General features: G+C 69.6%; 22 protein-coding genes. 9 read left to right on the forward strand and 13 right to left on the reverse strand.

The features are described 5' to 3' along the window. Positions 1-11: 11 nt before the first annotated feature. Genes nadC through ACOPJ3_RS11710 form a run of 4 tightly spaced genes read right to left on the reverse strand, consistent with a single transcriptional unit; the run spans position 12 to position 4,973 of the window. Positions 12-857 carry a carboxylating nicotinate-nucleotide diphosphorylase gene (gene nadC, locus ACOPJ3_RS11695; protein ID WP_427869340.1) on the reverse strand — a complete coding sequence of 282 codons (846 nt, stop codon included), beginning with the start codon at positions 855-857 and terminating at the stop codon, positions 12-14. After that, positions 851-2,653, reverse strand: a complete 1,803-nt coding sequence (locus tag ACOPJ3_RS11700; protein ID WP_427869341.1) for an L-aspartate oxidase — start codon at positions 2,651-2,653, stop codon at positions 851-853. Before ACOPJ3_RS11700 ends, nadC begins: the two co-directional genes overlap by 7 nt. Further along, the gene (gene nadA / locus ACOPJ3_RS11705) at positions 2,650-4,005 is read right to left on the reverse strand and encodes a quinolinate synthase NadA (protein ID WP_427869342.1); all 1,356 of its coding nucleotides are present in this window, start codon (positions 4,003-4,005) and stop codon (positions 2,650-2,652) included. The genes ACOPJ3_RS11700 and nadA overlap by 4 nt, the downstream gene beginning before the upstream one ends. Further along, positions 4,002-4,973, reverse strand: a complete 972-nt coding sequence (locus ACOPJ3_RS11710; RefSeq protein ID WP_427869343.1) for an NUDIX hydrolase — start codon at positions 4,971-4,973, stop codon at positions 4,002-4,004. The genes nadA and ACOPJ3_RS11710 overlap by 4 nt, the downstream gene beginning before the upstream one ends. 184 nt (positions 4,974-5,157) lie before the next feature. Here ACOPJ3_RS11710 and ACOPJ3_RS11715 point away from each other — a divergent pair, with 184 nt between their 5' ends. Then, entirely contained in the window at positions 5,158-5,901 is a 744-nt protein-coding gene (locus ACOPJ3_RS11715; protein WP_427869344.1) for an SDR family NAD(P)-dependent oxidoreductase, read from the forward strand. Between the two features lie 85 nt (positions 5,902-5,986). On the opposite strand, the gene ACOPJ3_RS11720 is transcribed toward ACOPJ3_RS11715, so the two are convergent. From ACOPJ3_RS11720 to ACOPJ3_RS11760, 9 genes are all read right to left on the reverse strand, one after another. Beyond that, positions 5,987-7,090, reverse strand: a complete 1,104-nt coding sequence (locus tag ACOPJ3_RS11720) for a branched-chain amino acid ABC transporter permease (RefSeq protein WP_427869345.1) — start codon at positions 7,088-7,090, stop codon at positions 5,987-5,989. After that, positions 7,087-7,974, reverse strand: coding sequence for a branched-chain amino acid ABC transporter permease (locus ACOPJ3_RS11725; RefSeq protein WP_427869346.1), 888 nt, complete (start codon positions 7,972-7,974; stop codon positions 7,087-7,089). The genes ACOPJ3_RS11720 and ACOPJ3_RS11725 overlap by 4 nt, the downstream gene beginning before the upstream one ends. Beyond that, the gene (locus ACOPJ3_RS11730) at positions 7,971-8,681 is read right to left on the reverse strand and encodes an ABC transporter ATP-binding protein (RefSeq protein ID WP_427869347.1); all 711 of its coding nucleotides are present in this window, start codon (positions 8,679-8,681) and stop codon (positions 7,971-7,973) included. The genes ACOPJ3_RS11725 and ACOPJ3_RS11730 overlap by 4 nt, the downstream gene beginning before the upstream one ends. After that, positions 8,681-9,490 carry an ABC transporter ATP-binding protein gene (locus tag ACOPJ3_RS11735; protein WP_427869348.1) on the reverse strand — a complete coding sequence of 270 codons (810 nt, stop codon included), beginning with the start codon at positions 9,488-9,490 and terminating at the stop codon, positions 8,681-8,683. The genes ACOPJ3_RS11730 and ACOPJ3_RS11735 overlap by 1 nt, the downstream gene beginning before the upstream one ends. Further along, on the reverse strand, positions 9,487-10,815 hold the full coding sequence (locus tag ACOPJ3_RS11740) for an ABC transporter substrate-binding protein (RefSeq protein WP_427869349.1): 1,329 nt from the start codon (positions 10,813-10,815) through the stop codon (positions 9,487-9,489). Before ACOPJ3_RS11740 ends, ACOPJ3_RS11735 begins: the two co-directional genes overlap by 4 nt. 104 nt (positions 10,816-10,919) lie before the next feature. Next, positions 10,920-11,711, reverse strand: coding sequence for an ABC transporter substrate-binding protein (locus ACOPJ3_RS11745; protein WP_427869350.1), 792 nt, complete (start codon positions 11,709-11,711; stop codon positions 10,920-10,922). A gap of 21 nt (positions 11,712-11,732) precedes the next feature. After that, entirely contained in the window at positions 11,733-12,665 is a 933-nt protein-coding gene (locus ACOPJ3_RS11750) for a LuxR C-terminal-related transcriptional regulator (RefSeq protein WP_427869351.1), read from the reverse strand. 42 nt (positions 12,666-12,707) lie between these two features. Beyond that, the gene (locus ACOPJ3_RS11755) at positions 12,708-13,442 is read right to left on the reverse strand and encodes an SDR family oxidoreductase (protein WP_427869352.1); all 735 of its coding nucleotides are present in this window, start codon (positions 13,440-13,442) and stop codon (positions 12,708-12,710) included. After that, the gene (locus ACOPJ3_RS11760; RefSeq protein WP_427869353.1) at positions 13,439-14,236 is read right to left on the reverse strand and encodes an SDR family NAD(P)-dependent oxidoreductase; all 798 of its coding nucleotides are present in this window, start codon (positions 14,234-14,236) and stop codon (positions 13,439-13,441) included. The genes ACOPJ3_RS11755 and ACOPJ3_RS11760 overlap by 4 nt, the downstream gene beginning before the upstream one ends. A 211-nt stretch (positions 14,237-14,447) precedes the next feature. Here ACOPJ3_RS11760 and ACOPJ3_RS11765 point away from each other — a divergent pair, with 211 nt between their 5' ends. The 8 genes from ACOPJ3_RS11765 (at position 14,448) to ACOPJ3_RS11800 (ending at position 25,645) form a co-directional block, all read left to right on the forward strand. Beyond that, complete coding sequence (locus ACOPJ3_RS11765; RefSeq protein ID WP_427869354.1) at positions 14,448-16,511, forward strand: hydantoinase/oxoprolinase family protein; 2,064 nt, start codon at positions 14,448-14,450, stop codon at positions 16,509-16,511. Further along, positions 16,508-18,172, forward strand: a complete 1,665-nt coding sequence (locus ACOPJ3_RS11770; RefSeq protein WP_427869355.1) for a hydantoinase B/oxoprolinase family protein — start codon at positions 16,508-16,510, stop codon at positions 18,170-18,172. Before ACOPJ3_RS11765 ends, ACOPJ3_RS11770 begins: the two co-directional genes overlap by 4 nt. Before the next feature lie 22 nt (positions 18,173-18,194). Next, positions 18,195-19,082, forward strand: a complete 888-nt coding sequence (locus tag ACOPJ3_RS11775) for a polysaccharide deacetylase family protein (RefSeq protein WP_427869356.1) — start codon at positions 18,195-18,197, stop codon at positions 19,080-19,082. Further along, positions 19,079-20,224, forward strand: a complete 1,146-nt coding sequence (locus ACOPJ3_RS11780; RefSeq protein ID WP_427869357.1) for a C45 family autoproteolytic acyltransferase/hydolase — start codon at positions 19,079-19,081, stop codon at positions 20,222-20,224. Before ACOPJ3_RS11775 ends, ACOPJ3_RS11780 begins: the two co-directional genes overlap by 4 nt. 185 nt (positions 20,225-20,409) lie before the next feature. Further along, positions 20,410-20,613, forward strand: a complete 204-nt coding sequence (locus ACOPJ3_RS11785; RefSeq protein WP_336660733.1) for a cold-shock protein — start codon at positions 20,410-20,412, stop codon at positions 20,611-20,613. Positions 20,614-20,756: 143 nt separating this feature from the next. Then, positions 20,757-22,814, forward strand: a complete 2,058-nt coding sequence (locus tag ACOPJ3_RS11790) for an FAD-dependent oxidoreductase (RefSeq protein WP_427869358.1) — start codon at positions 20,757-20,759, stop codon at positions 22,812-22,814. Between the two features lie 36 nt (positions 22,815-22,850). Further along, the gene (locus ACOPJ3_RS11795; protein ID WP_427869359.1) at positions 22,851-24,203 is read left to right on the forward strand and encodes a M20/M25/M40 family metallo-hydrolase; all 1,353 of its coding nucleotides are present in this window, start codon (positions 22,851-22,853) and stop codon (positions 24,201-24,203) included. Continuing rightward, positions 24,200-25,645: an MFS transporter gene (locus tag ACOPJ3_RS11800; protein ID WP_427869360.1), complete on the forward strand. Its 1,446-nt coding sequence runs from the start codon at positions 24,200-24,202 to the stop codon at positions 25,643-25,645. Before ACOPJ3_RS11795 ends, ACOPJ3_RS11800 begins: the two co-directional genes overlap by 4 nt. Positions 25,646-25,771 lie beyond the last annotated feature (126 nt).

A 25,771-nucleotide genomic window follows, 5' to 3' on the forward strand; every position in this document is an offset into this window, starting at 1 on the left:
GCGGGATCCGGCTACGCGTCGAGGCCCAGGTCGAGCGCCCGAGCTCCGTGGGTGAGCCGGCCGACGGAGATCACGTCGACCCCGGTCTCGGCGATCGCCCCGACCGTGTCGAGGTCGACACCGCCGCTCGCCTCCACCACGGCGCGGTCGCCAATGAGCGCCACGCCCTCCCTGAGCTCTGTGAGCGAGAAGTTGTCGAGCAGGATCCCGGTGGGGCGCGCCGCGAGCACGGGCGCGATCTGCTCCAGCCGGTCGACCTCGACGATGATCGACGTCGTGTGCCCCGCGCGCTCGCGGAGCCCGCGGAGCGCGGCGGTCGTCGTCTCGGCGTCGATCGCGCCGAGCGCCGCGAGGTGGTTGTCCTTGATCATGATCGCGTCGGAGAGGCTGAAGCGATGGTTCACCCCGCCGCCCGCGCGCACGGCGTGCTTCTCCAGTGCGCGGAGACCGGGGGTCGTCTTCCTCGTGTCCGCGATCTTCGCGTCCGTGTGGGCGACCCTCCTGACGAACTCCGCGGTCAGGGCGGCGATCCCGCTCATGCGCTGCACGATGTTGAGCGCCACGCGCTCGCCCGTGAGCACGCCGCGCGCTGGGCCTGCAATCTCGGCGAGTACGTCACCAGCCGTGAAGCTATCGCCCTCACGCGCGAGTCCCGCGACCTCGATGCTCGGGTCCATCTGCCGGAACGTCTCGACGAGCAGGGGCCCTCCCGCGAACACCCCGTCCTCGCGCGCGACGAGCCGGGTGGCGATGCGGGCCTCGGCCGGGATCGCGAGCTCGACGGTCGTGTCGCCCCAGGGGGCGTCCTCCGCGAGGGCGCGCTCGACGACGGATTCGATGATGGCTCTGGTCAGCACGATGCGAAGCTCCTTCGGGGGCTGGATCCGGCCGCACCCTCGGGCTCGGCCGCGGGCGAGGGTGGTATGGCGTGTGCGGGGTGTTGCCGCTCGGTGTCGGCTGCGAGCACGGGCGGGGCCGCGAACCTGCAGCGAAGGGCACGCCTGGTCGGCGCTGGGACGGCGCGATCGCCGCCAGCGCTGCGAGCGCCGCCCGCGGGGAGCGGGAAGTCACTGCGCTGATGCGCGCCGCGCGATTCCTCTCGCAGCAGCGCTGCCGCACAGACCGCGGCGGCGAGCGCCGCCTCGGGGCCCGACTCGCGGGAGAAACCTGCGGCCGACCGCTCGAGCCCCTCTCGGTCGCGCTCGATCCCGAGGCCGGAGGCCAGGGCGTCGGCGACGCGGAGGGTGGCGCTTGCACCGTCGCCCGTTTCCCCGACTGCCTCGGGCGCGGGAAGCGGTCCGGCCTCCTCCGCGCTGCCTGCAAGCGCGTGGAAGCCCGTGCCGACCGTGGACCACGCACCGTTCAGCGCGTAGTCGACCGCGGCGATGCCTGAGCGCCGGCCGAAGACGAGGCCCTCGAGCAGGGAGTTCGAGGCGAGACGGTTGGCGCCGTGCACGCCCGTCGAGGCGATCTCGCCCGAGACGAAGAGCCCGGGGAGTGTGCTGCGACCGTCGAGGTCCGAGAGCACGCCGCCCATCGTGTAGTGGGCGGCGGGCGACACCGGCACGGGCTCGCGCGCCCAGTCGAGCCCGCTGGCCGAGACCGCCGCCGTGATGCCGGGGAACCGCTCAGCGAGCGTGCCCCGGCCGCCCGCGCGCTCGATCGTCGTGGCATCGAGGAACACGGGGGCGCCGCCCTGCTCCGCGACCACCCGGTGGATCGCTCGGGAGACGACGTCCCGCGGGGCGAGCTCGGCCATGGGGTCAACGTCGGGCATGAACCTGTGGCCTTGCGCGTCGAGGAGGACGGCTCCGGCCCCGCGCACGGCCTCCGAGATGAGGTGCCCCGTGCCCGCGAGAACCGTCGGGTGGAACTGGATGAACTCGAGGTCGGCGAGGAGCGCGCCCGCCTGCGCGGCGAGCACGATGCCCTGGCCGCGCGCGCCGGCGTGGTTCGTGGTGCGCGGGAACAGCGCTGCGAATCCGCCGGTGGCGAGCACGACGGCCGAGGCCCAGACACGTTCTTCCTCGCCGGACTCCGTCGCGTCGTCGGTGAAGGCCCGCAGCACGGCTCCCTGCACCGCGCCGTCCGTGGCGAGCAAGCGCACGGCAGAGCGGCGCTCGAGCACGCGCAAGCGCCCGGCCGCGACCTCGCGTCGCACCTGCGCGACGAGGGTCGCGTGGAGTGCCGCGCCCGTGCGGTCCTCGCCGGCGTGCACGATGCGCGGCATGCCGTGGGCGCCCTCGAGCCCGAAGTCGAGCGCGCCGCTGGCGTCGCGATCCGCGGGGAATCCCTGGTCGAGAAGCCCGCGCACGAGCTCCGCGCCCTCGCGGGTCAGCACCGCCGCCGCCTCCCGGTCGACGATTCCGCCGCCGGCCGCGAGGGTGTCGGCGTGGTGCCGCTCCGGCGAGTCGCCGGGGCCGATCGCCGCGGCGATCCCACCCTGCGCGAGCGCGGTGTTCCCGCCTCCAAGGGAAGCGCCAAGGGCGGCGTCGAGGGCGGCGTCGAGCACAGCGTCACGCGCCCCGGGCGAGTGCTCCAGGATCGTGCCGGGTGTCGCGAGCACGACCTCGAGCTGGGATCCGGCCGCCGCGTCGAGGGCCGAAAGGGCGGCCGAGATCCCCGCGACGCCGGCGCCGATGACGAGGATCATGGCCGTGCCGCGAGCATCCGCTCGAGGGCCACGCGCGAGTCCTCCGCGACGTCGCCCGAGACGGTGATCCGGTTCGGGGTCTCCCCCGCGAGGAGTGACTCGAGCGTCCAGGCGAGGTAGGCGGGGTGGATCCGGTACATCGTCGAGCACGGGCAGACCACGGGATCGAGGCAGAACACCGTGAGCTCGGGGTGCTGCTCCTGGAGCCGGTTCACGAGGTTGATCTCGGTGCCGACCGCGATGACGGATCCGGGCTCGGCCGCCTCGATCTCCTTCCTGATGTACTCGGTCGATCCGGCGCCGTCGGCCGCCTCGACCACCGCGGCCGGGCACTCGGGGTGAACGATGACGCGCACCCCGGGATACTCGGCCCGCGCCCGCTCGATCTGCTCGACCGTGAAGCGCTTGTGCACCGAACAGAAGCCGTTCCACAGGATGACTCGGGCGTCGGCGAGCTGTTGCGCCGTGTTGCCGCCGCGGGCGAGGTGCGGCCGCCAGAGCGGCATGAGCTCCTCGGGGATCCCCATCGCCTTCGCGGTGTTGCGGCCGAGGTGCTGATCAGGGAAGAACACCACGCGCTGGCCCCGCTCGAAGGCCCACTCGAGCACCGTCCGGGCGTTCGAGGAGGTGCAGACGATGCCGCCGTTCCTGCCGCAGAATGCCTTGATCGCGGCCGAGGAGTTCATGTAGGTGACCGGGATCACGGGAAGCCGGCCCTCGGCGTCGGGCTCCTCACCGAGCTCGAACACGAGCTCGCGCCAGCAGTCCTCGACCTGCTCGATCGTCGCCATGTCGGCCATCGAGCAGCCCGCGGCGAGGTTCGGCAGGATCACGGCCTGGTCCGGGTCCGACAGAATGTCCGCCGTCTCCGCCATGAAGTGCACGCCGCAGAAGACGAACGCCTCGGCCTCCGGGTGCCCCTTCGCAGCCTGTGCGAGCATGAACGAGTCGCCGACGAAGTCCGCATAGCGCACGATCTCGTCGCGCTGGTAGAAGTGGCCGAGGATCCGCACCCGGTCGCCGAGCTTGGCCTTCGCCGCGACGATCCGGTCGTGCAGCTCCTCGTCGCTCGCGGCGGTGTAGCTCGCGGGCAGCGGCCCCTGCCTGGGCGCGTCACCCGGGATGGGATCCCGCGTCGAGGCGCCTGGCCCGTAGCCGGCTACGCGGTCGATCACCCAGGGGTCCGCCGCGAGCCCGCTGTCGCAGCTCGACACCGCGGGCCCCGTCGCGCGGAGCGCGATCGGGCGCCGGTGCACGGGGCCGCTCGGCTTGCCTGCGCCCGCTCCGGCCGGCGGCCTCGTGGCGGCCTCTCGCGCCGCTGCGCCCCTGATCAGATCGTTGACGCTCGTCATTTCATGCTCCTCGTCGATGCTTCATTGATTCCATCGAGACGGTCGAGTCCGCCTCTTCCCCGCAGGCCTGGGCCCGCACCGGATCCGTCGCGGAAGCGGTACAGCTTCGCGGGTCGATGCCTGGTGCCGGATTCCACCTCTCCCGTCTCTTCGAGCTCACCCCGCGCGAGCGCCTGCCGCCTGAAGTTCGCCGGGTCGACGGCCTGCCCCAGCACGGCCTCGGTGACCGCGCGCAGGCGCGAGAGCGTGAACTCGTGGCCGAGAAAGCGGTGCGCGACCGCCGCATACTCGGTGCGGGTGCGCAGCCGCGAGAGCGCGGTCGCCACAATTTCCGCATGGTCAAACGCCAGCTCAGGCAGCTGATCCGCCGAGAACCAAGCGACGTTCGGGTCGCGCTCAGCGAGCGGCACCCCGGGTGAGTCCGGCGCGGCCTCGGGCGGCGCCTGGCCGGGCGCGGGGTCATCCCAGCGCCGCTGGGACGAGGCGGCGGGTGCGGGATCGCGCCGCAACGCCTCCGGATCCGGATCCGCCGCCAACACGTCCTCCGAGTACAGGGACCAGTAGGCGATCGTGACGAGCCGCTGCGCGTCGGCCGAGCGCTCGACGCCGCCGAAGGAGTAGAGCTGCTCAAGGTAGGCGGGGCTGCGCAGGGCGGCGGCACGGATCGAGCGCAGCGCCGTGTCTGCGAGGGTTTCGTCCCACCGGGTCGGCCCGCCGGGGAGGGCCCACAGCCCACGAAAAGGCTCGCGTGTCCGCCGCACGAGCGGGATCCAGAGCGTCGCAGCGCCAACACCAACGCCAGCGCCAGCTCCAGCGCCCGCTGCCTCGATCGCCGCACCGGCCCGCCCGCCGCCGGGATCGCCGATCGTCGCCTCGGCCGGGGGCCTGAGCGCGAAGGCCACGGTGGACACCGCGACCGCGGGCGGCAGGAACCGCCGCTCGCTCGCGCTCGTCTCCGCGTAGATCATGTGGCCTCCTCGCCTCCGCCGATCGATCCAGCACCTCGCACTTAAAGTCAGTGTGACCAAAAGTATACCCCTCCTTCGGAACTCCCGGTCACTTCCGTCATTTCGCGGACGCAACGCGTGCCGAAATGTGATGGAGTCGTTCGAGTGCACCGCACAGCCACCTTTCCAGCACATGAGGAGCTACATGGATCTCAACACCACCCTTCCCCGGCGCGCGATTGTGACGGGGGCGATGTCGGGAATCGGACGGGCAGTCGCAGAAGGACTGATCTCCCAGGGCGGGAGAGTGCACTCCGTCGACCTCACGGACGATCAGTGGAGCCACCCCTCGCTCTCGGCGTCGCGCGCCGACGTCACCGATCCGGCCTCGGTCGCAAGCGCCTTCGCGGACGCGCCCGCACTCCTGGGCGGCGCCCCCGACACCGTCATCCACTGCGCCGGGGTCTATCGCTGGAAGTCCTTCTCCGAGATGACGGTCGAGGACTGGGAGTCCACGATGCGGATCAATGGAACGGGCAGCTTCATCGTCGCCAGGGAGGCGGCCTCGTCACTGGCGAAGACCGGCGAATACTCCCGCTCAATCGTTCTCCTCACGTCCGTCGCTTACGCGCGGGGAGACGTTGCCGAGCCCTGCTCCGCCTACTCCTCCAGCAAGGGCGCCGTCGTGAGCCTCGCGCGACAGCTCGCGGTCGAGCTCGGCGGATCCGGGATTCGCGTCAACGCGGTCGCGCCCGGCATGATCCAGACCCCCATGCTGACCATCGGCAACACCCCCGGCGCCGTCGAGACGCTCGAGGCGACCCTGCCGGCTCGCAGGCTCGGCACGGCGGACGACGTCGCCGCAGCCTGCCTCTTCCTCGCGAGCGGCGCTGCCGACTACATCACCGGGACGACGCTCACCGTCGACGGCGGCTACCTGGCCGGCTGATCGGCCCGAAACGCGGCAGCGGTGGGGCGACCGGATTTCCCGGCGCCCCACCGCTGCTGTGTCGAGTCGGAGACTGCCCCGCGACCTACACCCCCGGCCGAACCAGCTCCCGATCGCTCGGGAGTTCACCCTCTGAATCGACCCCGGCATCGGGATCCTCGTCGTCCTCAGCCATCCAGGCCTCAAGCCGCGCCCACTGCGCGCTGAAGAAGGGCACGAGCCCCCTCGGCATCAGCAGGATGACGACCAGGAGGACGAGCCCGAGCGCCGCGAGACGCATCTCGGGGAACTCCTGCAGCTGCATCTGCACGAACGAAAGCAGCAGCGTGCCAATGATCGGGCCCGACACCGTGCCCAGGCCTCCGACGACGAGCATGGTCACAACGAGCGTCATGGGGCTCAGGCCCATGAGCGACGGTGAGGCGACCTTGAATATGCTCGCGTACACCGCTCCGGCGACGCCAGCAAGAAAGCCCGAGATCGCGAAGATCAGCATCTGGTAGGTCTTCGGGCCGACGCCGCGCGCGGCGGCAAGTGCCGGATTGTCGCGCAGCGCGATCATCCCGTTGCCCAGCGGCGAGCGCACGAGCAGCAGCACGACGAGCGTTGCCGCGATGGCCGCAGCGAACCCGATCCAGTAGTTCAGGTTCGCACCGCCCGGCCCGGTGAAGCCGAAGCCGGTGAATCCGGAGAGCCCGTAACTGCCCCCCGTCACCCCCGACTGATCCGCGACGATGAGCAGGCGGATCACCTCCGCGAACCCGAAGGTGAGGAGCGAAATGTAGATGCCGCGAAGCCTCAGGATCGGGATCGAGAGGAGCAGCGCGATCCCTCCGGACACCACCCCGGCGATCGGGATCGACAGCCAGACCGGCACCGGCAGATAGATCGTCATGAGCGCCGCTGAGTAGGCGCCGATGGCGTAGAACGCGAGCTGCCCGAAGTTCCACACCCCGCCGTAGCCGAGGAGCAGGTTCCAGCTCTGCGCCATGGTGAGCGTGACCATCGCCGTCGTGGCGACGCTCAGCCAGCTGCGGTCGGGTGCGATGAAGGGGAACACCGCCCCGATGAGGAGCGCAGCGACGACCAGAAGCGGGCGGGGACGCGGCCACCCGAGGGCCTTCGCGTCCCACGGCCGGAGCGTGCGCTCGGCGGCCGACGCCTGCGCGGGAGAAAATGTCGTGGTCATAGCCTGGCCTCCTGCGGTTTGCCCGCGATTCCGTATGGGCGAACGATGAGCACTACAACGATGAGTGCGTAGAGCACTGGCATGGCAAAGGTCGAGCTCCAGAAGATGGAGACCGCGGACTGCACGAAGCCAATGATGTATGCGGCGATGATGGTGCCCTTGGTGCTGCCGAGGCCCGCAAAGATCGCCACGATCAGGGCCTGAAGCATCGGAAGCTCACCCATCGTCGGCGAGACGAAGTAGATCGGGGCGAGCAGGACGCCGGCCAGGCCCGCGAGACCCGCGGCGAGCCCCATGGTGAGCACGTAGGCTCGCCTGGCGGGGATCCCCATCAGCCGCGCCGCATCGAGATTCTGAGCCACCGCGACGATCGCGAGCCCGTACCGTGAGCGGGACAGGAAGAGCCCGAGTCCGATCAGTGCGACCAGGGCGATCACGGCGGTGAGCACCTGGTGCCAGGTGATCGACACACCATCCGTGAGCTGGATCCTTCCGGGCAAGAGCGCGGGGAAGTCCTTCTGCCGCGGTCCGTAGAAGAACTGGATCGCGCTCTGCACGATCGACGCGATCGCGAACGTCGAGATGAACGCCGTCATCTCGAAGTCCACGCCCGCGCGCCCGATGAGCCGGCTGATTCCGACCCCGTAGCTCAGCATGCCGAGCAGGAAGGTCACGAGCACCGCGAAGACCATCCCGAGCCACGGCGAGGCGCCCGTGCTGCTCACGAGCGTCCACGCGGCCATGCCACCGACCATGACCATGACGCCCTGCGCCATGTTGAGCACCCGGAGCGTGCCGTACACGAGGCTCATCCCGATGGTGATGAGCGCCAGCATCGAGCCCTGGACGATCGCGCTGACGAGGGCCTGAAGTACGAGGTTCATTCTGCGACCCCCAGATAGGTTTCGCGGATCGCGCGATCAGCGAGCAGTTCTTCGCCGCTGCCCGAGCGCACAATCTCGCCATTCTCAACAAGGTGAATCACGTCGGCGAGGCTCGCCGCTCGATTCACGTTCTCTTCGACCAGGAGGACCGTCATTCCCGAGTCCGCGATCCGTCGGATCTGCCGGTACACCTCGTCGACGATGACCGGCGCCAGGCCCAGGCTGGGCTCGTCAATCATGATGAACCGGGCATCACCCATGAGCCCCCGCCCGATCGCGAGCATGCGCCGCTCCCCTCCCGAGAGGGTCCTCGCTCGCTGGGTGCGCCGTTCGAGGAGCCGCGGAAAAATCTCAAACACCTCTCCCATCCGGGTTTTTGCGCCCTGCGCTGCGGCCTTGGTGAAGGCGCCCAGCGTGAGATTCTCCTCCACCGTCATGTCGGGGAACACGAGATCGCCCTGCGGCATGTGGATGAGTCCCCGCTCGACGATCTTCTCGACCGTTGAGCGGGTGATGTCCTCGCCGTCGAAGGTGATGCTGCCCGAGCGCGTACGCACGAGGCCGCTGATCGCGCGGAGGAGCGTGGTCTTTCCGTGGCCGTTCGGGCCGACAAGCGCCGCACACGAGCCCTGGGGCACGCTGAGCGAGATCCCCTGCACGGCGATCGTCGCGCCATACCCGGCGACGACATCCTTGACTTCCAGCATCAGCGACCTTCCTTTCTAGCCACGCGATTGGCGGCCGTTTCGGCCGCCTCGGTGGCCGACGACCCGAGATAAACGCGGACGACCTCTGGATCGCTCATCACGGCGTGCGGCTCACCCTGGCGCAGCGTGCGACCCTGATCCATGATCAGGACGCGATCGGAGAGCGCCATCAGCGCACGCATCACGTGCTCGATGATGACGAGCGTGATGCCCGCCTCGTTGACTCGGTGGAGGAGCACGAGCAGGGCGTCGATCTCGTCATCCGTGAGCCCGCCGAACGGCTCGTCGAGGAAGAGCATCGTCGGTTCGCTCGCCAGTGCGGAGGCGATCATGAGGCGCTTCTTGTCGTAGACCGGAAGCGGCCCAGAGACGTCGTTCGCGCGCTCCGAGAGCCCCACGAATTCGAGCGCCTCGAGGGAGCGGTCCCACACCGCCTGGTCACGGGTGAGGCTCTGCCACCACGGCTTACCCGAGCCGAAGTGGGCTCCCACGACGACGTTCCCCATGACCGTTTCACTGTCAAACACCGACGGCTTCTGGAAGGTCCGGGTGATCCCGCGGTGGCAGATCTCGTGCACCGACGAGCGCTGGATCTCCTCGTCCTGGAACAGCACCTGCCCACTCGTAGCTCGCACCATGCCCGTGACCAGGTCGAAAAGCGTCGTCTTGCCCGCACCGTTGGGCCCGGCGATCCCGAAGATCTCACCGCGGTGCACATCAAAACTGACGCGGTCGACCGCCGTGAGGCCGCCGTAGCGCTTGGTCGCGTCCCGCACCTGGAGCAGCACCTCGCCCATGCGCGCGCTCACAGCCAAGCCGGGAGCTGGAACGAGCCCTTCCCGTAGGGCGCCGGCGAGAAGAGCACCTGCTCGCCATTCTGGATCTGATAGGTGAGGTGCGGCATCCCGAGGCTCGGGTCATCCGTTGCGTCGGGGTACGGGATCGCCGTGAGCTCCTTCTGGTCGAAGCGGTAGGTGCCGACGACACCCCGGAAGCTCATGTCCTTGACCGCCTGCGACACCGCTGCAAAGTCATAGGGGTCGCCCGCGCGCGAGGCGGCGAGGGCCCACAGGCGAACGATGTCGTACTGTGCGCCCGACTGGCTCAGGCCGGCCTCGGTGCCGAACGTCTCGAGGTACCGCTTACGGAAGGCCTTACCCATCTCGTCGGGCAGCGTGCCGATGGTCGTCGACCAGATCACGCCGTTCGCAGCGTCACCGGCGAGCTCGATGTACTCGGGGACGCTCGGGCCGTACTGCTGGTACAGCAGCGACGGCGTCGGCGCGGTGGCGAACTGCTTGGCAAAGCTCGCGAGGTCTCCGGCGAGGTAGTCGGAGACGAAGATCAGGCCGGGCGGCTGGTTGCGAATCTTGGAGAGCTGCGGCCCCCAGTCGGCGTAGGGCACGGTGATCTCTTCGTAGAGACTGATGTCCCAGCCGAGTTCCTTCAGGCCGTTCTTCAGCACCGTGGCGATGGAGATCGAGTAGGAGTCGTTGCTCGAAATGACCGCTGCGGTCTTCGAGGAGGGCACCCAAGCACCGGAATCAATCCACCCCTGCATGAGCTGCAGGAAGCCGCTCGCGTACCACGGCTCGGTCGGGCAGCACTGGAAGACGTTCGTCATCCCCTTCTCGACCACGTAGTCGGAGTTGGCCTGCAGCGTGTTCGTGTGGAACAGCGGGACACCGGCCTGCGCGTACGTGTCGAACTCCACGGAGGTCGCCGTCGCGTAGCCGCCCGAGGCCGCGGCCACCTTCTCTCGCGACACGAGCCGCTCCGCGGCCTGAATGAAGTTCTCGGGAGCCTGATCGGCGATGTCTCCGACCACGAGCTCGACCTTCCGCCCGAGCACCCCGCCCCCGTTGTTGATGTCCTCGACCGCGAGCTTCGCCCCGCGCACCATCTCCTGCCCGTCGCCCGAGTATGGGCCGGTGACGGGGGCCACGATTCCAAACTTGACCGTCTTCCCGTCGGCGACCGAGGAGCCGCTCTCCGTCCGGCGCGGCGAAAGGAAGTAGCCACCCGCCCCGCCCGAAAGCACACCAGCGGCGCCCGCGATCCCGATCCCGCGGACCAGGTCGCGGCGCGTGATGCGCTTGCGTTGCGCGCTGGGCGCGGGGTGTTTCTCGCTCATTTCCACTCCTTCGTGACTCACCCCACGGCGCTACGACACAGCGCCAGGGAGAGAAGTCTTGTCCGACACTCAAATTAAGTGACGGCGCAGGACCGGATCATGCGTCATTTGACGGATGATGAGGAGGAATCAATCCAATGCGGGGTGACGAACTGGGAGAGGTCGCCGAACGGCTCCGGATCGAGCAGCACATGCTCGCCGTTCTGGATCTGATAGATGAGGTGGGCCTGGCTCAGCGCCGCGTCTGGGGTCGTATCGGGATACAGCTTCGGGGCCTGCCCGGACTCGCCGAAGTAGTACACCCCGTTGACCCCGCGATACGGCCACCGGCGCAGATAGCGCACGACGTCTGCGGTGTTCCGGGCGTCAACGGACGACCACGCCGCGGCGAGCATCCGGACCTGGTCGTACACCGCCCCCGCGATCGACCATCCGGGCTCCTGACGAAACTTCGAACGGTACTGCTCGCGGAATCGGCTCCCCAGCTCGTCGTCGTACGTCCCGGTGGTCGTCGACCAGATCACGCCATCGGCGCTCGGGCCGAGCTCGGCCACGAACGCCGGACTCGACGGCGAGTAGATCCCGTAGACGAGCGCGGGCAATGGATTTCGCGCGAAGGCGCGCTGGAAGGCGATGATCTCGCTGTCGATGTAGTTCGCGATGAGGATCGCATCCGGATCCAACGCCGCCGCGCGCGCGATGACGTCGTCCCAGTCCGTTTCCCCCATCGGGGTGTGGATCGCTGGCTCGACGTCCCAGCCGGCCTCCCCGGCCTGCTCGATGAAGCCCGGGGTCGACAGGTGCATGCTCGCCGACGGCATTTCGATGGGCAGGATCCGCTTGCGCTTCGACTCCCACAGGGACGTGCGCTCGAGTTTTCCGAGCAGGCGAAGCATGCCAGCGCCGTAGTGCGTCTCCTACGCACACGTCTGAAAGATCATGCCGTACTTCCAGGGTTCGAGCTCGGCGCGCTTCACGTCGGCGTCGAATGTCGCCGTGTGCAGGAAGGGCTTCCCGTACTCCGCGACCACCTCAATGAATCGAGGATGCTCCGCGCTCACATAGCTCGTGATGATCGCGTCGACGTCGGCCTCGAACAGCTTGCCGAGGCCAACTGTGATGTCCTCCCAGTCGAACGTGCGGACGACCTCGGGCACGGGCTCGATGAGCCGGCCCCCGATGCCTCCCTGCTGATTGATCTCCTCGACCGCAAGAAGCGCGCCGTTCAACGTCTGCTGGCTGTCCGCGATCGGACTGTCGGGGACGACGATCCCGAGCCGGATCGGGACCCGCGTGAGGACATGTTCCCGGATCGGCGCGTAGCCTCGGAACAACCGCTCATGCACCGCGAGTTCCAGCTCAGCGACTCCGAGACCGCCCTCGGCGGGCACCCCGCCTGGCAACGGTAGGCGCAACAGCCCCAGATCGACGGCGAGCGCTGCCAGGCCGCCGCGGGAACTCTGTCCAAGCTTCTCCAGGAGCCGCTCCAGCTGACTCGAGACGGTTCTGGCGGAGGTGCCCAGACGCTCAGCAACGCCCGCGTTGGTGAGTCCGAGGGCGAGAAGCGTGAGGACGTCGAGTTCGCGCACCGTGACCCCCCGCGGAACCTCGGCGGTTTCGACGCGCACGGTCACGCGATCCGGCGACAGCCCCTGCACTCCGAAGGGGGACTCCCGCGAAAGCTGGACGTCGAGCCACTGATCGCGGTCCCGCCAGAGGAACCGGAGCGACGGCCTCCCGATGAGGAGGAAGGCTTTCGCGTATGCCCAGAGCTCCACGGGCACCTGTACCGGCAGCACCGAGACGGCACTGTCGGCCGTGATCGTGCGCTCAATCGCCCACTGCGACATAATCTTCTCCCCGTGTCCGCTTTCCCACCTGGGGCTCCAGCATTAGGTCGCCAGGAAGCCGCCGTCGGCGGCCAGAGCTACACCCGTGACGTACGAGGAGGACCTGCTGATCAGATAGTAGCAAGCAGAGGCGATCTCCTCGGGCGTGGCGGCCCTGCCGAGCGGCACCCGCCGCACCAGGTGTCCGGGTCTCGGCGCATCCCCTTCGATCGCCCCTGCACGCACCATGTTCACGCGCACCCCGTACGGGCCCCATTCGACAGCAAGCTGGCGCACGAGACCTCCGAGCCCGGCGCTCGCGGCGCCAGCGCCCGCCATCGGCATTCCCGGAATGGCCCGGTTGGAGAACGCGTCGCCGACGAACACCACTGAGCCATCATCGACAGCCGACCCGCCTCGGAGCCGCAGCATTTCGCGCACCCCGGCCTGGACGAACAGGAAGGCAGCGTCAACTTGGCCCTGCTGCACGGCTTGCCAGCCGGATGCCGACTCGGTGACCGAGGCGATTCCGTGGGGCTCGAAGCCGAAGTGGACGAGGGCGGAGGGTGCTCGTTTCCAGCCCTCGGTCAGCTCGGCAAATGCCGCCTCCACCTCGCCCGAGTGAGCAAGATCCAGCTCAACGCACGCCTCAGCCGAATGCTCGCTGCGGCGGGCGCCCGCTGGGACAAAGTGCGCCACCCGCCACCCGCGATCACGCGCGAGCGCCGCAAGACTCTCCGCAACGGGCCCTCCCGTGCCAGCAATGACGAGCCCCGGCCGATCCGTGCAGGTGCTCATGCGAAGGACAGTCCGCCGCTGATCGAGATCTTCTGCCCGGAGACATAGGCGCTGTCCGGCCCGACGGCCCAGGCGATCGTCGCGGCGACGTCCTCGGGCGTGCCGTGCCGGCCCAGCGGAACCTCGGCGCGCAGCTCGCGGTATCGCTCCTCGATCGTGATCCCTCGCTCGCGGGCCTGAAACTCGACCTCCTCTGCGTGCATCGGCGTGAGAATATATCCGGGCGCGATGGTGTTGCAGGTGATCCCGAGCGGACCCAGTTCGATCGCGAGCACCCGGGTGAGGGTGTGAATCGCCCCCTTGCTCACGCAGTACGGGGCCCCTCCGCGCACCGGCTCATCGCCGAAGAGTGAACCAAGGTTGACGATCCTGCCGGCCTCGGAGCGTCGCAGGAGCGCAAGCGCTTCCTGCACCAGCGCCACCACTGCCACCACGTTGATCTCGAGGGTCCGCTGCAGAGCCGTGAGCGAGAGGTCGGAAACGTCGGCCCCCTCCCCGCCGCTTGCGGCGTTGTTGACGAGCGCGTCCAGGACGCCGAATCGATGCTCGATCTCGCTCAGCAACTGGGCGCGCACCCGCCCGTCCGAGATGTCACCCACCACCGCGACCACAAGTCCGTCCGCAATTTCCTGCGCAAATGACCGCAGAAGGTCGTCCGAGAGGTCACAGAGCCCGAGCGAGTAGCCGTCAGCGAGCAACCGCTTCGCGGTGGCCAGGCCGATTCCCGAAGCGGCCCCCGTTACGAGCCCGACGCGGCGGCGTTCGTTCTTGTGCTTCTCGGCTGACTCGGCCATGTTCCCCCTTGGTGCAGGTGTGAATCGTTTGCTCCGGCTAACGTTCTCGCGCACGGGCGTGGGCTCACATCCGTCAAATGACGGAATGCCGCCACAAGGTTCGAGGGCCTGTGTACGTCGAATGACGCATGCAACGGGTCCTGGCCCGCTTCGACAATGGAGTCCAGCGAGCACACGGCCCGCTGATCGCAGATCTCGAGGAGGAGAATCGATGACCACCCCGCAGTGGACCATCAGCATCGATGCCGGCGGCACGTTCACCGACGCAATCGCGCGGAGTTCAGACGGCATCGTCAGGGAGGCGAAGGTCGCATCCACTCCCCACGATCCTACGCAGGGGCTGAGCAACGCCGTCTCCGCGTTGGCGGATCTTGGCGTCGGCCTCACCGACGTCGCACTGGTCTGCCACGGAACGACCGTGGCCACGAATGCGACGCTCACGGGGAACCTCGCCCGGGCCGCCCTGGTCACCACGGCGGGTTTTCGCGATGTGCTCGGGTATCGGCAGCAGAACCGGCCCGACATCTACAGCCTGACGCCGCGCCGCCCGAGCGAGCTCGTGTCTCGCGAGCTGCGCTGCGAACTCACCGAGCGGCTCGACTCGAGCGGCACAGTCCTCACTCCCCTAGACGCCGGCGAGGTCGATGCGCTCATCGACCAGCTGCGGGAGCTGGATCCCGAGGCCATCGCGGTCTCGTTCCTCTTTAGCTACCTGAACGACGCGCACGAGCAGGAGGTCGGAGCGGCGCTTCGCAGGGCGTTCCCGGACCGCCCCGTGACGCTGTCCTCAGAGGTCGCACGCGAGTTCCGCGAGTACCCGCGAACCGCGACAACAGCGATCAATGCGGCGCTCAGGCCGCTCGTGGAGCAGTACCTGAATCGTGCCGGGGACGCGCTCCGCGACAGCGGCATCGAGTCTCCGCTCCTGGTCATGCAGTCCAACGGCGGCAGCGTCCCAGCGGCGCGCGCGGGCATCGAGGCCCACCGGCTCGTGCTCTCCGGCCCGGCGGGAGGCGTCGCCGGGCTCGCTGCCCTCGCAGAGTCGCTGGGCGAGCCGAATCTCATCAGCCTCGACATGGGCGGCACCTCGACCGACGTCTGCCTGCTGCGAAACGGCACGATTCCGTTCACCACGGTGCAGGACATCCAGGACCACACCCTGCTCGCGCCCTCGGTGGACATTCACACGATCGGCGCCGGCGGCGGCAGCATCGCGCGCATCGACGAGACGGGAAGCCTGAAGGTCGGACCCGCCTCGGCAAAGGCCGTGCCCGGCCCCGCGTGCTACGGCCGTGGCGGAACCGAGCCGACCATCAGCGACGCGCACGTCGTCCTCGGAACGCTGGGCTCGGGGGAGCTCGCCGGCGGGCTCGTCATCGACCGGGAACTCGCGGTCCGGGCCGTGCGCCGCGTCGCGGATCCCCTCGGCATGAGCCCCGAGGAGGGCGCAGAGGCGATCCTCGCGGTGGGGCTCGCGCACATGATCCGCGCGGTCCGGAAGGTGAGCGTGGAACGCGGCCTCGATCCCCGCGATTTCTGCCTCGTCCCCTTCGGCGGGGCCGGGCCGCTGCACGCGGGCCTGCTGCTGCAGCACATGGCGTTGAAGAGCGTCATCATCCCCCTCCGGCCGGGCCTCTTCGCGGCCGACGGTCTCCTCGTCGCCGGCCTCAAGCTCGACCGTTCCCAGACGATCCTGCAGGACGCGGGCCCCGAGACCCTGCGGTCAATGGGCGCCTGGTTCGAGGCCGCTGCCAGGGACTCTGCCGAGCAATTCGAGAGCGACGGGATCCCAGCAGAGAACGTCACCGCCGTGGCGACGATCGACTGTCGCTACCGAGGCCAGGGCTTCGAGCTCAACATTCCGGTTCCGGACTGGACGCCCGAGACGCTCGAGCGCGTGCCAGCGCTCTTCCACGCGGCGCACGAGGAGCGATACGGGCACAGCAACGCCGAGGAGCCCGTCGAGATCGTCACGGTGCGGCTCACGTCCAACGGCGGGATCGAACGCCCCGCTGCGGGAGCGATCGACGTGGAATCCCGCGAACTCCCGTCGGACGCGGTGCTCGAAACCCGCGAGGTCATCCTTCCCGGAACCGGATCCACGCCCGTTCCCCTCATTGACCGCGGCAGGCTCGCCGCAGGAACCGTCTTCCAGGGGCCGGCCATCCTCCAGCAGATGGACGCCACCTCCGTGATCCTGCCCGGACAGGTCTGCAGGGTCGCAAGCACACTCGACATCATCGTCACGCAGGACCGGAAAGAGGATCATCGATGACTTCGCAGACTTCCCTCGACGCCGTCACATTCGAGGTCGCATCGGCTGCACTGCAGTCAGCGGCCGAGGAGATGGGGAGCGTTCTGAAGCGCTCAAGCTACAGCCCCATCATCCGGGACATGGATGACTTCTCGTGCGCGCTCTTCACCGCCGAGGGCGAGCTCGTCGCACAGGCCGACTACATTCCCGCGCAGCTCGGGGCGATGTCGCTGGTCGTGAAGTCGATCCTCGCCAGGTGGCGCGGACGCATCGCCGAGGACGACGCCTTCATCTGCAACCACCCGTATCAGGGCGCGATGCACCTTCCCGACGTGAACATCGTCACGCCGATTTTCACCGACGGGGAGCTCATCGCCTGGGCGGGAACGGCCGCACACCACATCGATGTCGGCGGGGTCAACCCCGGCAGTGAGGGCCCCGAGCTCGGCGAGCTGTACGGGGAGGGTGTTGTCCTGCCTCCCGTCCGCCTGTCCATCGCCGGCAGGGAGAACGAGGATCTCGTCGCCCTGCTGACCGAGAACTTCAGGGATCCGCTTTCCACGCTGAGCGACCTCAGGGCGCAGCGAGCCGCATGCAAGCTCGGCGAGGAGCGCGTGCACGAACTCGTGCAGCTCTACGGCCGGGAGCGGCTCGTCGAGGTCATGGAGCGCATGCTCACCACCGTGGAGTCCGCCGTCGCGAGGCTGCTGTCCGAGCTGCCCGACGGCGCCGGCGAGGCGGAAGGATCGCTCGACGACGACGGCAAGGGCGGCTCCCCCACCAGGATTCACGCGCGGATCGAGAAGCGCGGGGATCGCCTCAGCATTGACCTCTCCGGCTGCGATCCCCAAACCGCTGGCGCCATGAACATCCCGTGGGCAAGCGCTCGCGCGGGGCTTGTGTACGCCGTCCGCTGTGTCGTGGCGCCTGGTCTCAGCTCGAACGACGGCCTCCTCCGGAACCTCGATATCACGGCACCCGAGGGCACCGTCGTGAACCCGCGCCACCCCGCCGCGGTCTCGATCCGGCACAACTCGTGCCAGCGGCTCGCCGACACGCTGATCCGCGCGATGCAGCAGATCTGGCCGGATCGCGCGGTCGCGTCCAGCACGGTGTCGTTCTTCAGCTTCAACGTCGGTTCGTCGCATCCACGCACCGGACGGCCCTCGGTGATGGCGGACGTCGTCGGCGGCGGAACCGGCGCAACGTCGCGCGACGACGGGCTCGACGGGGTCGACACGTACATGTCGAACGTGGGCGTGATGCCGGTCGAAGTCGCCGAAACCAACTACAACGTGCGCATCCGGAGGACCGCGTTCCGGCCGGGATCCCAGGGCGACGGGAAGTTCAGGGGCGGCCTCGGGCTCGTGCGTGAGTACGAGATCCTTACTCGCCCCCAGCACGCGACCTTCTACGCGGAGCAGACGGACTCGCGGTTCGCGCCCGAGGGAGCGGGCGGCGGCGGGCGGGCTCAGGCGACGACCATCACCGTCATCGGCCCGGACGGCTCGGTGATCGATCAGCCCACAAAAAGCTCGCGGGTGCTGCCGCCCGGAACGATCGTGCGGGTCGAAACCGCGGGCGGAGGGGGCTACGGCGATCCGGCGGACCGATCCGCCGCACTGCGCGAGCGCGACCGGCGAGAGGGCAGAGACGAAGGGACGGGAAACGAACATGCATAACGAGACCACGGAACCATCGAGGATGGACCAGGCGGGAACCGGGGCGGCGCAGTGGCCGGGCGCCCGCCCCTTCGCCGCGACACTGAGCTTCGACTTCGACGCCGAGGAGGTGTGGATCGGCGAGAACCCGCAGAACGCCAACGCCCCTGGCGTGCTGTCGCAGGGCGCCTACGGCGCGAAGGTCGGGGTCCCGCTGATCCTGGAACTCCTGGCAAAACACGGGGTTCAGGGCACCTTCTACGTCTGCGGCAGGGACGCAGAGCGTCACCCCGAAACGGTGCGCGCGATCCTGGGCGACGGCCATGAGGTGGCCCATCACGGCAACTCCCACACCTCCCCCACCGCCTTGACCCGAGCCGAAGAGCACGAAGAGCTCCTGACCGGCCTGGAAACGCTGCGCGGCCTTGGCGCGGAGGTCGTCGGGTATCGCTCGCCGTCGTGGGAGTTCACGGACCACACGCTGGATCTCCTCGTCGCCGAGGGCTTCGAGTACAGCTCGAATCTCCTCGATCACATCGTCCCGTACCGGCACCCCAACCATGATCTGATCGAGGTGCCGGTCTCCTGGATCCTCGACGACGCGCCTCATTTCTGGTTTGCGAACGACACCTGGGAAAAGACGATCCGTTCCCCGCGCGAGGTACTGGACGTCTGGCTCCCCGAGATTGACGGGATCGCCGCGCTCGGCGGCCACGTCATGCTCACCGCGCACCCGATGCTCTCCGGCAGGCCCTCCCGCCTCGCCATGCTCGACCGGGTGATCCGGCACCTGATCGAGGCCGACGCTTGGATCGCCCCCACCAGGGAGATCGCCGCCCACGCCCGCTCGACGAGCGCGATGAGTCTGCGCAGCGGCGCTGGGCAGCACGGCGGCTCGAGCATCTCGAACGAACGGGCGAAGTCGAGATGACGTCTATCTACCGCACCATCCGCATCAGCGGAACCCGCTCTGAGCGCTCGCGCCAATACGGTGAGCTCGCCAGAACCGAGATCCACGCCACACGCGCGGGATACGAGCGCGCGTTCGCCTCGGCGGGCGTGAGCTGGGCCGAGGCTCGCGCGTACGCTCGCGGCTTCCTGCCGTCGATCGAGGCGCACCTCCCGGAGATCCTCGTCGAGATCCGAGGCATCGCGGAGGGCAGCGGGCTCGAGGTCGACGACGTCCTCGCACTCAATTGCCGGACCGAGATCCTGCACCGGGCGACGGTCGCGGGTGCACGCCCCGCACTCGCCCGCGCCGGCGAGTGCACCTCGGTGGCCGTTGAGGCGGACCGAAGCGCATCCGGCCGCTCGTTCGTCGCGCAGAACTGGGACTGGCTCGAATACCTGCAGCCCGGCACCATCATCCTGCAGGTCGAGCGGCCGGATGGCCCGAACTACGTCAGCGTGGTCGAGGCAGGGCTCCTCGCAAAGGTGTGCCTCACGGCCAGCGGAATCGCCCTGGGGGTCAACACGCTCGTGTCGTCGCTCGACGGCCCCGACTCGGGGGTGCCCTTTCACTTCGCGATTCGCGCGGTGCTCGACGCGCCGAACATTGCCGGCGCCGTCGAGACCCTCGCGGCGATTCCGCGTGCCTCGTCTGGGAACTACATCCTGGGCCATGCGAGCGGAGCGGTGCTGAACGTCGAGGCGTCGCCCGGCGGGCCGGCGAACCTCTCGGTACAGGTGAGCACGTCGGGGCACCTCGTGCACGCGAACCACTTCCTCGACCCCGTGGCCGGCGGCCACGACCTCGCCGCCGTGGCAATGTCCGACAGCTTTGTGCGCTACGGCCGGGTCCAGCGCGCATTGAGCGAGCACCGCGGGCTCCTGGACGACGACGCCGTGACCCGGGCACTGTCGGATCACGCGGAGCATCCGAACTCTGTGTGTTGCCATCCGGATCTCAATGCAGAAGCTTCGAAGCGTTGGAAGACACTCGCATCCGTCATCCTGGACCCGCGTGCCGGATGCCTCAGCCTCGCCGCCGGACCACCCTGCGAAAGTAGCTGGTCACAGCACGACTTCTCAATTTTCCTTCGCCCAAGAGAAGGGAAGATAACGATTCGCTGATCCTCGCGCGTGGCATCCACCACATTCGGATAGGCTCGATCAGGAACCGGTTATGCGCACACGGGGGGAGCAAATCAACCGGCCCGGTTCGCCGCGCCCGCGCGGCTCCCCGATACCCCATGGCGACGCTGTCGCCTTGGCAACATGGCAGCGCAAGCAGCCAGCTATACAAGAAGGAAATGCATATGGCCACCGGCACCGTGAAATGGTTCAACTCTGAGAAGGGCTTCGGCTTCATTACTCCCGACGACGGCGCGTCCGACGTCTTCGCGCACTTCAGCGCGATCCAGGGCAACGGCCGCCGCGACCTCTTCGAGGAGCAGCGTGTCGAGTTCGACGTTGAGCAGGGCCCCAAGGGACTGCAGGCGAGCAACATCCGCGCGCTGTAAGCACGGCACTCAGTCCCGAGGGGGCGAGGCTACGGCCTTGCCCCCTCGGGACTTTTTGTATCCTTCCGACAGTGAGTTCGACACGAATTCGTAGACCCCGCTAGGTTCAGAGCACTTCAGAGGATCCTTACCAGGGGGACGAATTGTCGACGAAGCCTTTCCCGCTGCTCTTCTCACCACTGCAGCTCGGCAGCATCACCCTCCCCAACCGCATCCTCATGGGCTCGATGCACCTGGGCCTCGAGGAGGTCCCAGGCGGCATGGAGCGGCTCGCGGCCTTCTACGCCGAGCGCGTGCGCGGCGGCGTCGGCCTCATCGTGACGGGCGGCATCTCCCCCAACGACGAGGGCCGCCTCACGGCCGGCGCCGCGGTGCTCGACAGCGCGGAGGAGGCCGAGCGGCACCGGGTCCTCACCTCCGCCGTCCACGCCGAGGGCGGCCGGATCGCGATGCAGCTGCTGCACGCCGGGCGCTACGCCGCACACCCCGGGCTCGTCGCCCCGAGCCCGATCCAAGCGCCCATCTCCCCGCTCACGCCGCGCGAGCTGAGCGACGCGGAGGTCGAGCAGACGATCGACGACTTCGTGCGCGCCGCCGAGCTCGCCCGCGAGGCAGGGTACGACGGGGTCGAGATCATGGGCTCCGAGGGCTACCTCATCAACCAGTTCGTCGCCGCCCGCACGAACGAGCGGAGCGACCGCTGGGGCGGCGACTTCGAGCGGCGCGCCGCGTTCCCCGTCGAGATCGTTCGCCGGATCCGCGAGGCGACCGGCCCCGACTTCGTCATCATCTACCGGCTGTCGATGTTCGACCTCGTGCCCGGCGGCTCCACGCAGGAGGAGGTCGAGGCGCTCGCGATCCTCGTCGAGGCCGCGGGCGCATCCCTCATCAACACGGGCATCGGCTGGCACGAGGCCCGCGTCCCCACGATCGCAGGCTCCGTGCCGCGCGGCGCCTTCGCCTGGGTCACGAGGCGGCTCATGGGCATCGTCGGGATCCCGCTCGTCACGACGAACCGGATCAACACCCCCGAGGTCGCCGAGCAGCTGCTCGCGGACGGCTGCGCCGACATGGTCTCGCTCGCGCGCCCCTTCCTCGCCGACCCGCGATTCGTCGCGAAGGCGGAGGCGGGCGAGAGCCGCCGGATCAACACCTGCATTGGCTGCAATCAGGCCTGCCTCGACCACACGTTCTCGGGCCGCCCCGTCTCCTGCCTCGTGAATCCGCGCGCGGGCCACGAGACCGAGCTCGTGATCGGGCCGGCGCTCGAGCGCAAGCGGATCGCGGTCGTGGGATCCGGGCCCGCCGGCCTCGCGTGCGCGACGACCGCGGGCGAGCGCGGGCACGACGTCACCCTGTTCGAGGCCGACGAGCGGATCGGCGGCCAGCTGAACCTGGCCGTCCGCGTGCCGGGCAAGGGCGAGTTCTTCGAGACGATGCGCTACTTCGGCGTGCGGCTCGAGGAGACGGGCGTGAAGCTTCGCCTCGGCCACCGCGTCACGGCCGAGGAGCTCGCCGCTGGCGGCTTCGCCGAGATTGTCGTCGCGACCGGGGTGCACCCGCGCGTGCCCGAGGTGCCTGGCATCGACGGCGCGAACGTCGTCGGCTACGTCGACGCGCTCCGCGGCGCGCCCGTCGGCGCTCGCGTCGCGATCATGGGCTCGGGCGCGATCGGTTTCGACGTCGCCGAGGCGCTCCTGCACGCCGGGCCCGGCCTCGAGCTCGAGCCGCCGCGCGACCCCGACGCGGATCCGGGGGCCATCGGCGAGTTTCTCCGCGACTGGGGCGTCGATCCGGAGACGTCCGGCGCGAACGGCCCCGGCCGGCCCGACATCGCTCCCCCGCCGCGCAGCATCGTCATGCTGCAGCGCAAGGCCGGGAAGCCGGGCGCCGGCCTCGGCAAGACGACGGGGTGGATCCATCGGGCGGAGCTCGCGAAGCGCGGCGTCCAGATGATCCCCGGCGCGAGCTACCTCGGGATCGATCCGGCCGGGATGACGATCGCCGTCGAGGGCGCCGAACAGCGCCTCGACGTCGACACGGTCGTGCTCTGCGCCGGGCAGGAGCCCGCGCGCGAGCTCGCCGACGAGCTCATGGGGCTCGGGATCGCGGCGCACGTCATCGGCGGCGCGGACGTCGCCGCCGAGCTCGACGCGAAACGGGCAATCGACCAGGGCACGCGGCTCGCGGCGAGAATCTAGCTCCACCCGCGGCGCGCAACGCGCTAGCTTAGTGCCATGGCCACCGATGTCCACGCCAGGGAGGGCGCCGCGGAGCGGCTCTCGCGCCTGATCCAGCTGCCCACCGTCTCAGCGGAGATCGATGAGCGGGGGAATGCCCCGTTCGAGGCGTTCATCGCGCTGCTCGAGGAGCTTTACCCGCTCACCCACGCGCGCCTCGAGCGCGATCGCATCGGCGAGCTCGGCGTGCTGCTGCGCTGGCCGGGCGCGGATTCCGGTCTCGATCCGGTCGTGCTCATGGCGCACTTCGACGTCGTGCCGGTCGACGAGTCCGACGACTGGGCGCACCCGCCCTTCGGCGGCGAGATCGCCGGCGGCTTCGTACACGGCCGGGGCGCGCTCGACGACAAGGGGCCGCTGCTCGTCATCCTCGAGGCCGTCGAGAACCTGCTCGCGGCCGGATTCTCCCCGCCGCGGGACATCTTCCTCTCCTTCGGGGGCGACGAGGAGGTCAACGGGCACGCCGCGCGCGGGATCGCGGCCGAGTTCGTGCGGCGCGGGATCACGCCCTGGCTCGTGCTCGACGAGGGCGGCGCGGTCGTCGCGTCCCCGCTCCCGTTCGTGCGCGGGCGCGCCGCCATGATCGGCGTCGCGGAGAAGGGCACGACCACGATCAGGCTGTCCGCGCGGGGCGACGGCGGTCACGCCTCGGCGCCGACCGGGCCGACCGCGGTGGCGCGGATCGCCCGCGCGATCGACCGGCTCGGCCCGGGCACCTTCCGCGCCCGCACCCCCGCGGGCGTGAGCCGCATGCTCGGGATGTTCGCGGAGCGTGCGAGCGGGCCGGCGCGGCTGCTGTATCGCGCGCTCGCGCGCTGGCCGCGCCTCGCCGCGCTCGTCTTCGCGCGGCTCGGCGGGGAGCCCGCGGCGCTCGTGCGCACGACGGTCGCCGCCACGGTCGTCTCAGGCGGCACCGCCGCGAACGTGCTGCCGTCGAGCGCGAGCGCGATCCTGAACCTGCGGGTCGCCGTGGGCGAGACGTCGGCGGGCACGGTCGCGCGCGTGCGGCGCCGGATCGGCGACCGCCGCGTCGCGGTCGCTGTCGAGGAGGCCGGCGATCCCTCGCCGGAGTCCGGCACGGACAACGCGCAGTTCGCCCTGATCGCGGCGGCCGTCGCCGAGTCCCATCCCGACGCCGCCGCGGTGCCCTACGTCATGATGGCCGCGACCGACTCGCGGCACTTCCACCGCTTCACCCCCGCGACCTACCGCTTCGCGCCGCTCGCGATGCCCGGCGAGCTGCGGGCCTCGATCCACGGCGCGAACGAGCGCGTCGAGGTCGCGGAGCTCGCCCGCGGCGAGCGCTTCCACCGCGCCCTCATCGAGTCGATCCCCGGAGGCACCGCATGAGCAGGGTCAGCCGCACCGCACCCGGGCCAACGCGACATCGCCTCGGCGTGCTCGCCGGGATCGTCGGGTTCCTCGCCGTCGTCGAGTTCACGAGCGGCTTCCTGCAGGGCTACTACACACCCATGCTCTCGGACATCGCCCGCCACCTGAACGTGCCGGACGCCGACGTGAACTGGCTCGAGGGCTCGCAGCTCATGCTCTCGGCGCTCGTCGTGCCCGCGCTCGCGAAGCTCGGCGACATGGTCGGGCACAAGCGGATCCTGCTGTGGTCGACCGCGATCACCGCGCTCGCCTCGCTCATCCTGCCGTTCGCCGACACCTTCCCCGTGTTCCTCGCCGGCTGGGCGCTGCAGGGCGTCTACGTCGTCTGGCTGCCGCTCGAGATCGCCCTGATCTGGTCGCGTACGGCGGGGCGCGACGGCCGCTCGCAGCTGACCGCGCGCGCGGCCGGCTTCCTCGTCGCCGCGCTCGAGGCGGGCGCCATCGGCGGCGCCCTGATCGGCGGCCAGATGATCGACTCGCTGCCGCTCCTGCCCGTGCTGCTCGTGCCCGAGATCCTGGTCGTGCTGTGCTTCGTCGTGATCTGGCTCGGGGTGAAGGAGTCGCCCGAGCTCGCGGGCGGGCGGCTCGACCTCGGCGGTCTCGCGCTCGTGTCGCTCGCGATCCTCGCCTTCACCGGGGGTCTCTTCCTGCTCCGGATCGCCGGGCTTGGCAGCCCCATCGCCTGGGGCGTGATCGCGCTCGGGCTCGCGCTCTTCATCCCGTTCGCCCGCTGGGAGCTGCGCCACCCCGACCCGCTCATCGACGTCCGACTCTTCCGCTCCCCCGCGCTCGCGCCCGTCTTCGTGACCGCGGCGCTCTTCGGGATGAGCGTGCTCGGCGCGCAGGCCCCGCTCTCGACGTTCATGCGCACGGATCCCGAGGTCTACGGCTTCGGGCTCGGTACCAGGGGCTTCGTGACCTCCCTCGCGATCGGGATCTACCTGATCGCGATGATCATTGGCGCGCTACTCTACCCGCGGATCGCGAGGCTCGCGACGCCGCGCGTCACGCTCGCGGGCGCCGCCGCGCTCGTCGGCATCGGCTACCTCATGTTCCTGCCGTTCCACGAGAGCTATGCCCAGGTCGTGACGAACATGGTCGTCGCGGGGCTCGGCTCGGGCGCGCTCGTCGCCGCGCTCCCGGCGGCCGCCGCTGCCGGGGCGCCCGCCGAGCAGACGGGCGTCGCCACCGGGCTCACGAACTCCACGAAAACCCTCGGCGGCGCCGTCGCCTCCGCCGTGTTCGGGATCGCGCTCATGCACGGGGTCGCTGGCGGCACCGCCGGATCCTTCGCCGGCTACGTCACGGTGTGGCTCGTGTGCGGGATCTCCGCGCTCGCGGCGGCGTTCGCGCTCGCCTTCGTGGTGCCGCGCAACGCGTTCCGCGACCCGCAGGGGTAGGCGGCGCGGCGCGCGCCGCGATCCGCCGCCGCGTTCCGCCGCCGCGATCCGCCGCCGCGATCCGCCGCCGCGTTCCGCCGCCGCGATCCGCCGCCGCGTTCCCCGAGAATTCTGCACTCAACCACA

This window comes from Leucobacter luti (genome assembly GCF_050310065.1).
Taxonomy (GTDB): domain Bacteria; phylum Actinomycetota; class Actinomycetes; order Actinomycetales; family Microbacteriaceae; genus Leucobacter; species Leucobacter luti_B.

Coding starts and splice junctions, on each gene's coding strand:
- ACOPJ3_RS11760 (WP_427869353.1), bottom strand. CDS start 14,236: ATGGCCGAGTCAGCCGAGAAGCACAAGAACGAACGCCGCCGCGTCGGG.
- ACOPJ3_RS11730 (WP_427869347.1), bottom strand. CDS start 8,681: ATGCTGGAAGTCAAGGATGTCGTCGCCGGGTATGGCGCGACGATCGCC.
- ACOPJ3_RS11800 (WP_427869360.1), top strand. CDS start 24,200: ATGAGCAGGGTCAGCCGCACCGCACCCGGGCCAACGCGACATCGCCTC.
- ACOPJ3_RS11710 (WP_427869343.1), bottom strand. CDS start 4,973: ATGATCTACGCGGAGACGAGCGCGAGCGAGCGGCGGTTCCTGCCGCCC.
- nadA (WP_427869342.1), bottom strand. CDS start 4,005: ATGACGAGCGTCAACGATCTGATCAGGGGCGCAGCGGCGCGAGAGGCC.
- ACOPJ3_RS11750 (WP_427869351.1), bottom strand. CDS start 12,665: ATGTCGCAGTGGGCGATTGAGCGCACGATCACGGCCGACAGTGCCGTC.
- ACOPJ3_RS11780 (WP_427869357.1), top strand. CDS start 19,079: ATGACGTCTATCTACCGCACCATCCGCATCAGCGGAACCCGCTCTGAG.
- ACOPJ3_RS11720 (WP_427869345.1), bottom strand. CDS start 7,090: ATGACCACGACATTTTCTCCCGCGCAGGCGTCGGCCGCCGAGCGCACG.
- ACOPJ3_RS11775 (WP_427869356.1), top strand. CDS start 18,195: ATGGACCAGGCGGGAACCGGGGCGGCGCAGTGGCCGGGCGCCCGCCCC.
- ACOPJ3_RS11700 (WP_427869341.1), bottom strand. CDS start 2,653: ATGATCCTCGTCATCGGCGCCGGCGTCGCGGGGATCTCGGCCGCCCTT.
- ACOPJ3_RS11715 (WP_427869344.1), top strand. CDS start 5,158: ATGGATCTCAACACCACCCTTCCCCGGCGCGCGATTGTGACGGGGGCG.
- ACOPJ3_RS11745 (WP_427869350.1), bottom strand. CDS start 11,711: ATGCTTCGCCTGCTCGGAAAACTCGAGCGCACGTCCCTGTGGGAGTCG.
- ACOPJ3_RS11755 (WP_427869352.1), bottom strand. CDS start 13,442: ATGAGCACCTGCACGGATCGGCCGGGGCTCGTCATTGCTGGCACGGGA.
- ACOPJ3_RS11725 (WP_427869346.1), bottom strand. CDS start 7,974: ATGAACCTCGTACTTCAGGCCCTCGTCAGCGCGATCGTCCAGGGCTCG.
- ACOPJ3_RS11765 (WP_427869354.1), top strand. CDS start 14,448: ATGACCACCCCGCAGTGGACCATCAGCATCGATGCCGGCGGCACGTTC.
- ACOPJ3_RS11740 (WP_427869349.1), bottom strand. CDS start 10,815: ATGAGCGAGAAACACCCCGCGCCCAGCGCGCAACGCAAGCGCATCACG.
- ACOPJ3_RS11770 (WP_427869355.1), top strand. CDS start 16,508: ATGACTTCGCAGACTTCCCTCGACGCCGTCACATTCGAGGTCGCATCG.
- ACOPJ3_RS11785 (WP_336660733.1), top strand. CDS start 20,410: ATGGCCACCGGCACCGTGAAATGGTTCAACTCTGAGAAGGGCTTCGGC.
- ACOPJ3_RS11795 (WP_427869359.1), top strand. CDS start 22,851: ATGGCCACCGATGTCCACGCCAGGGAGGGCGCCGCGGAGCGGCTCTCG.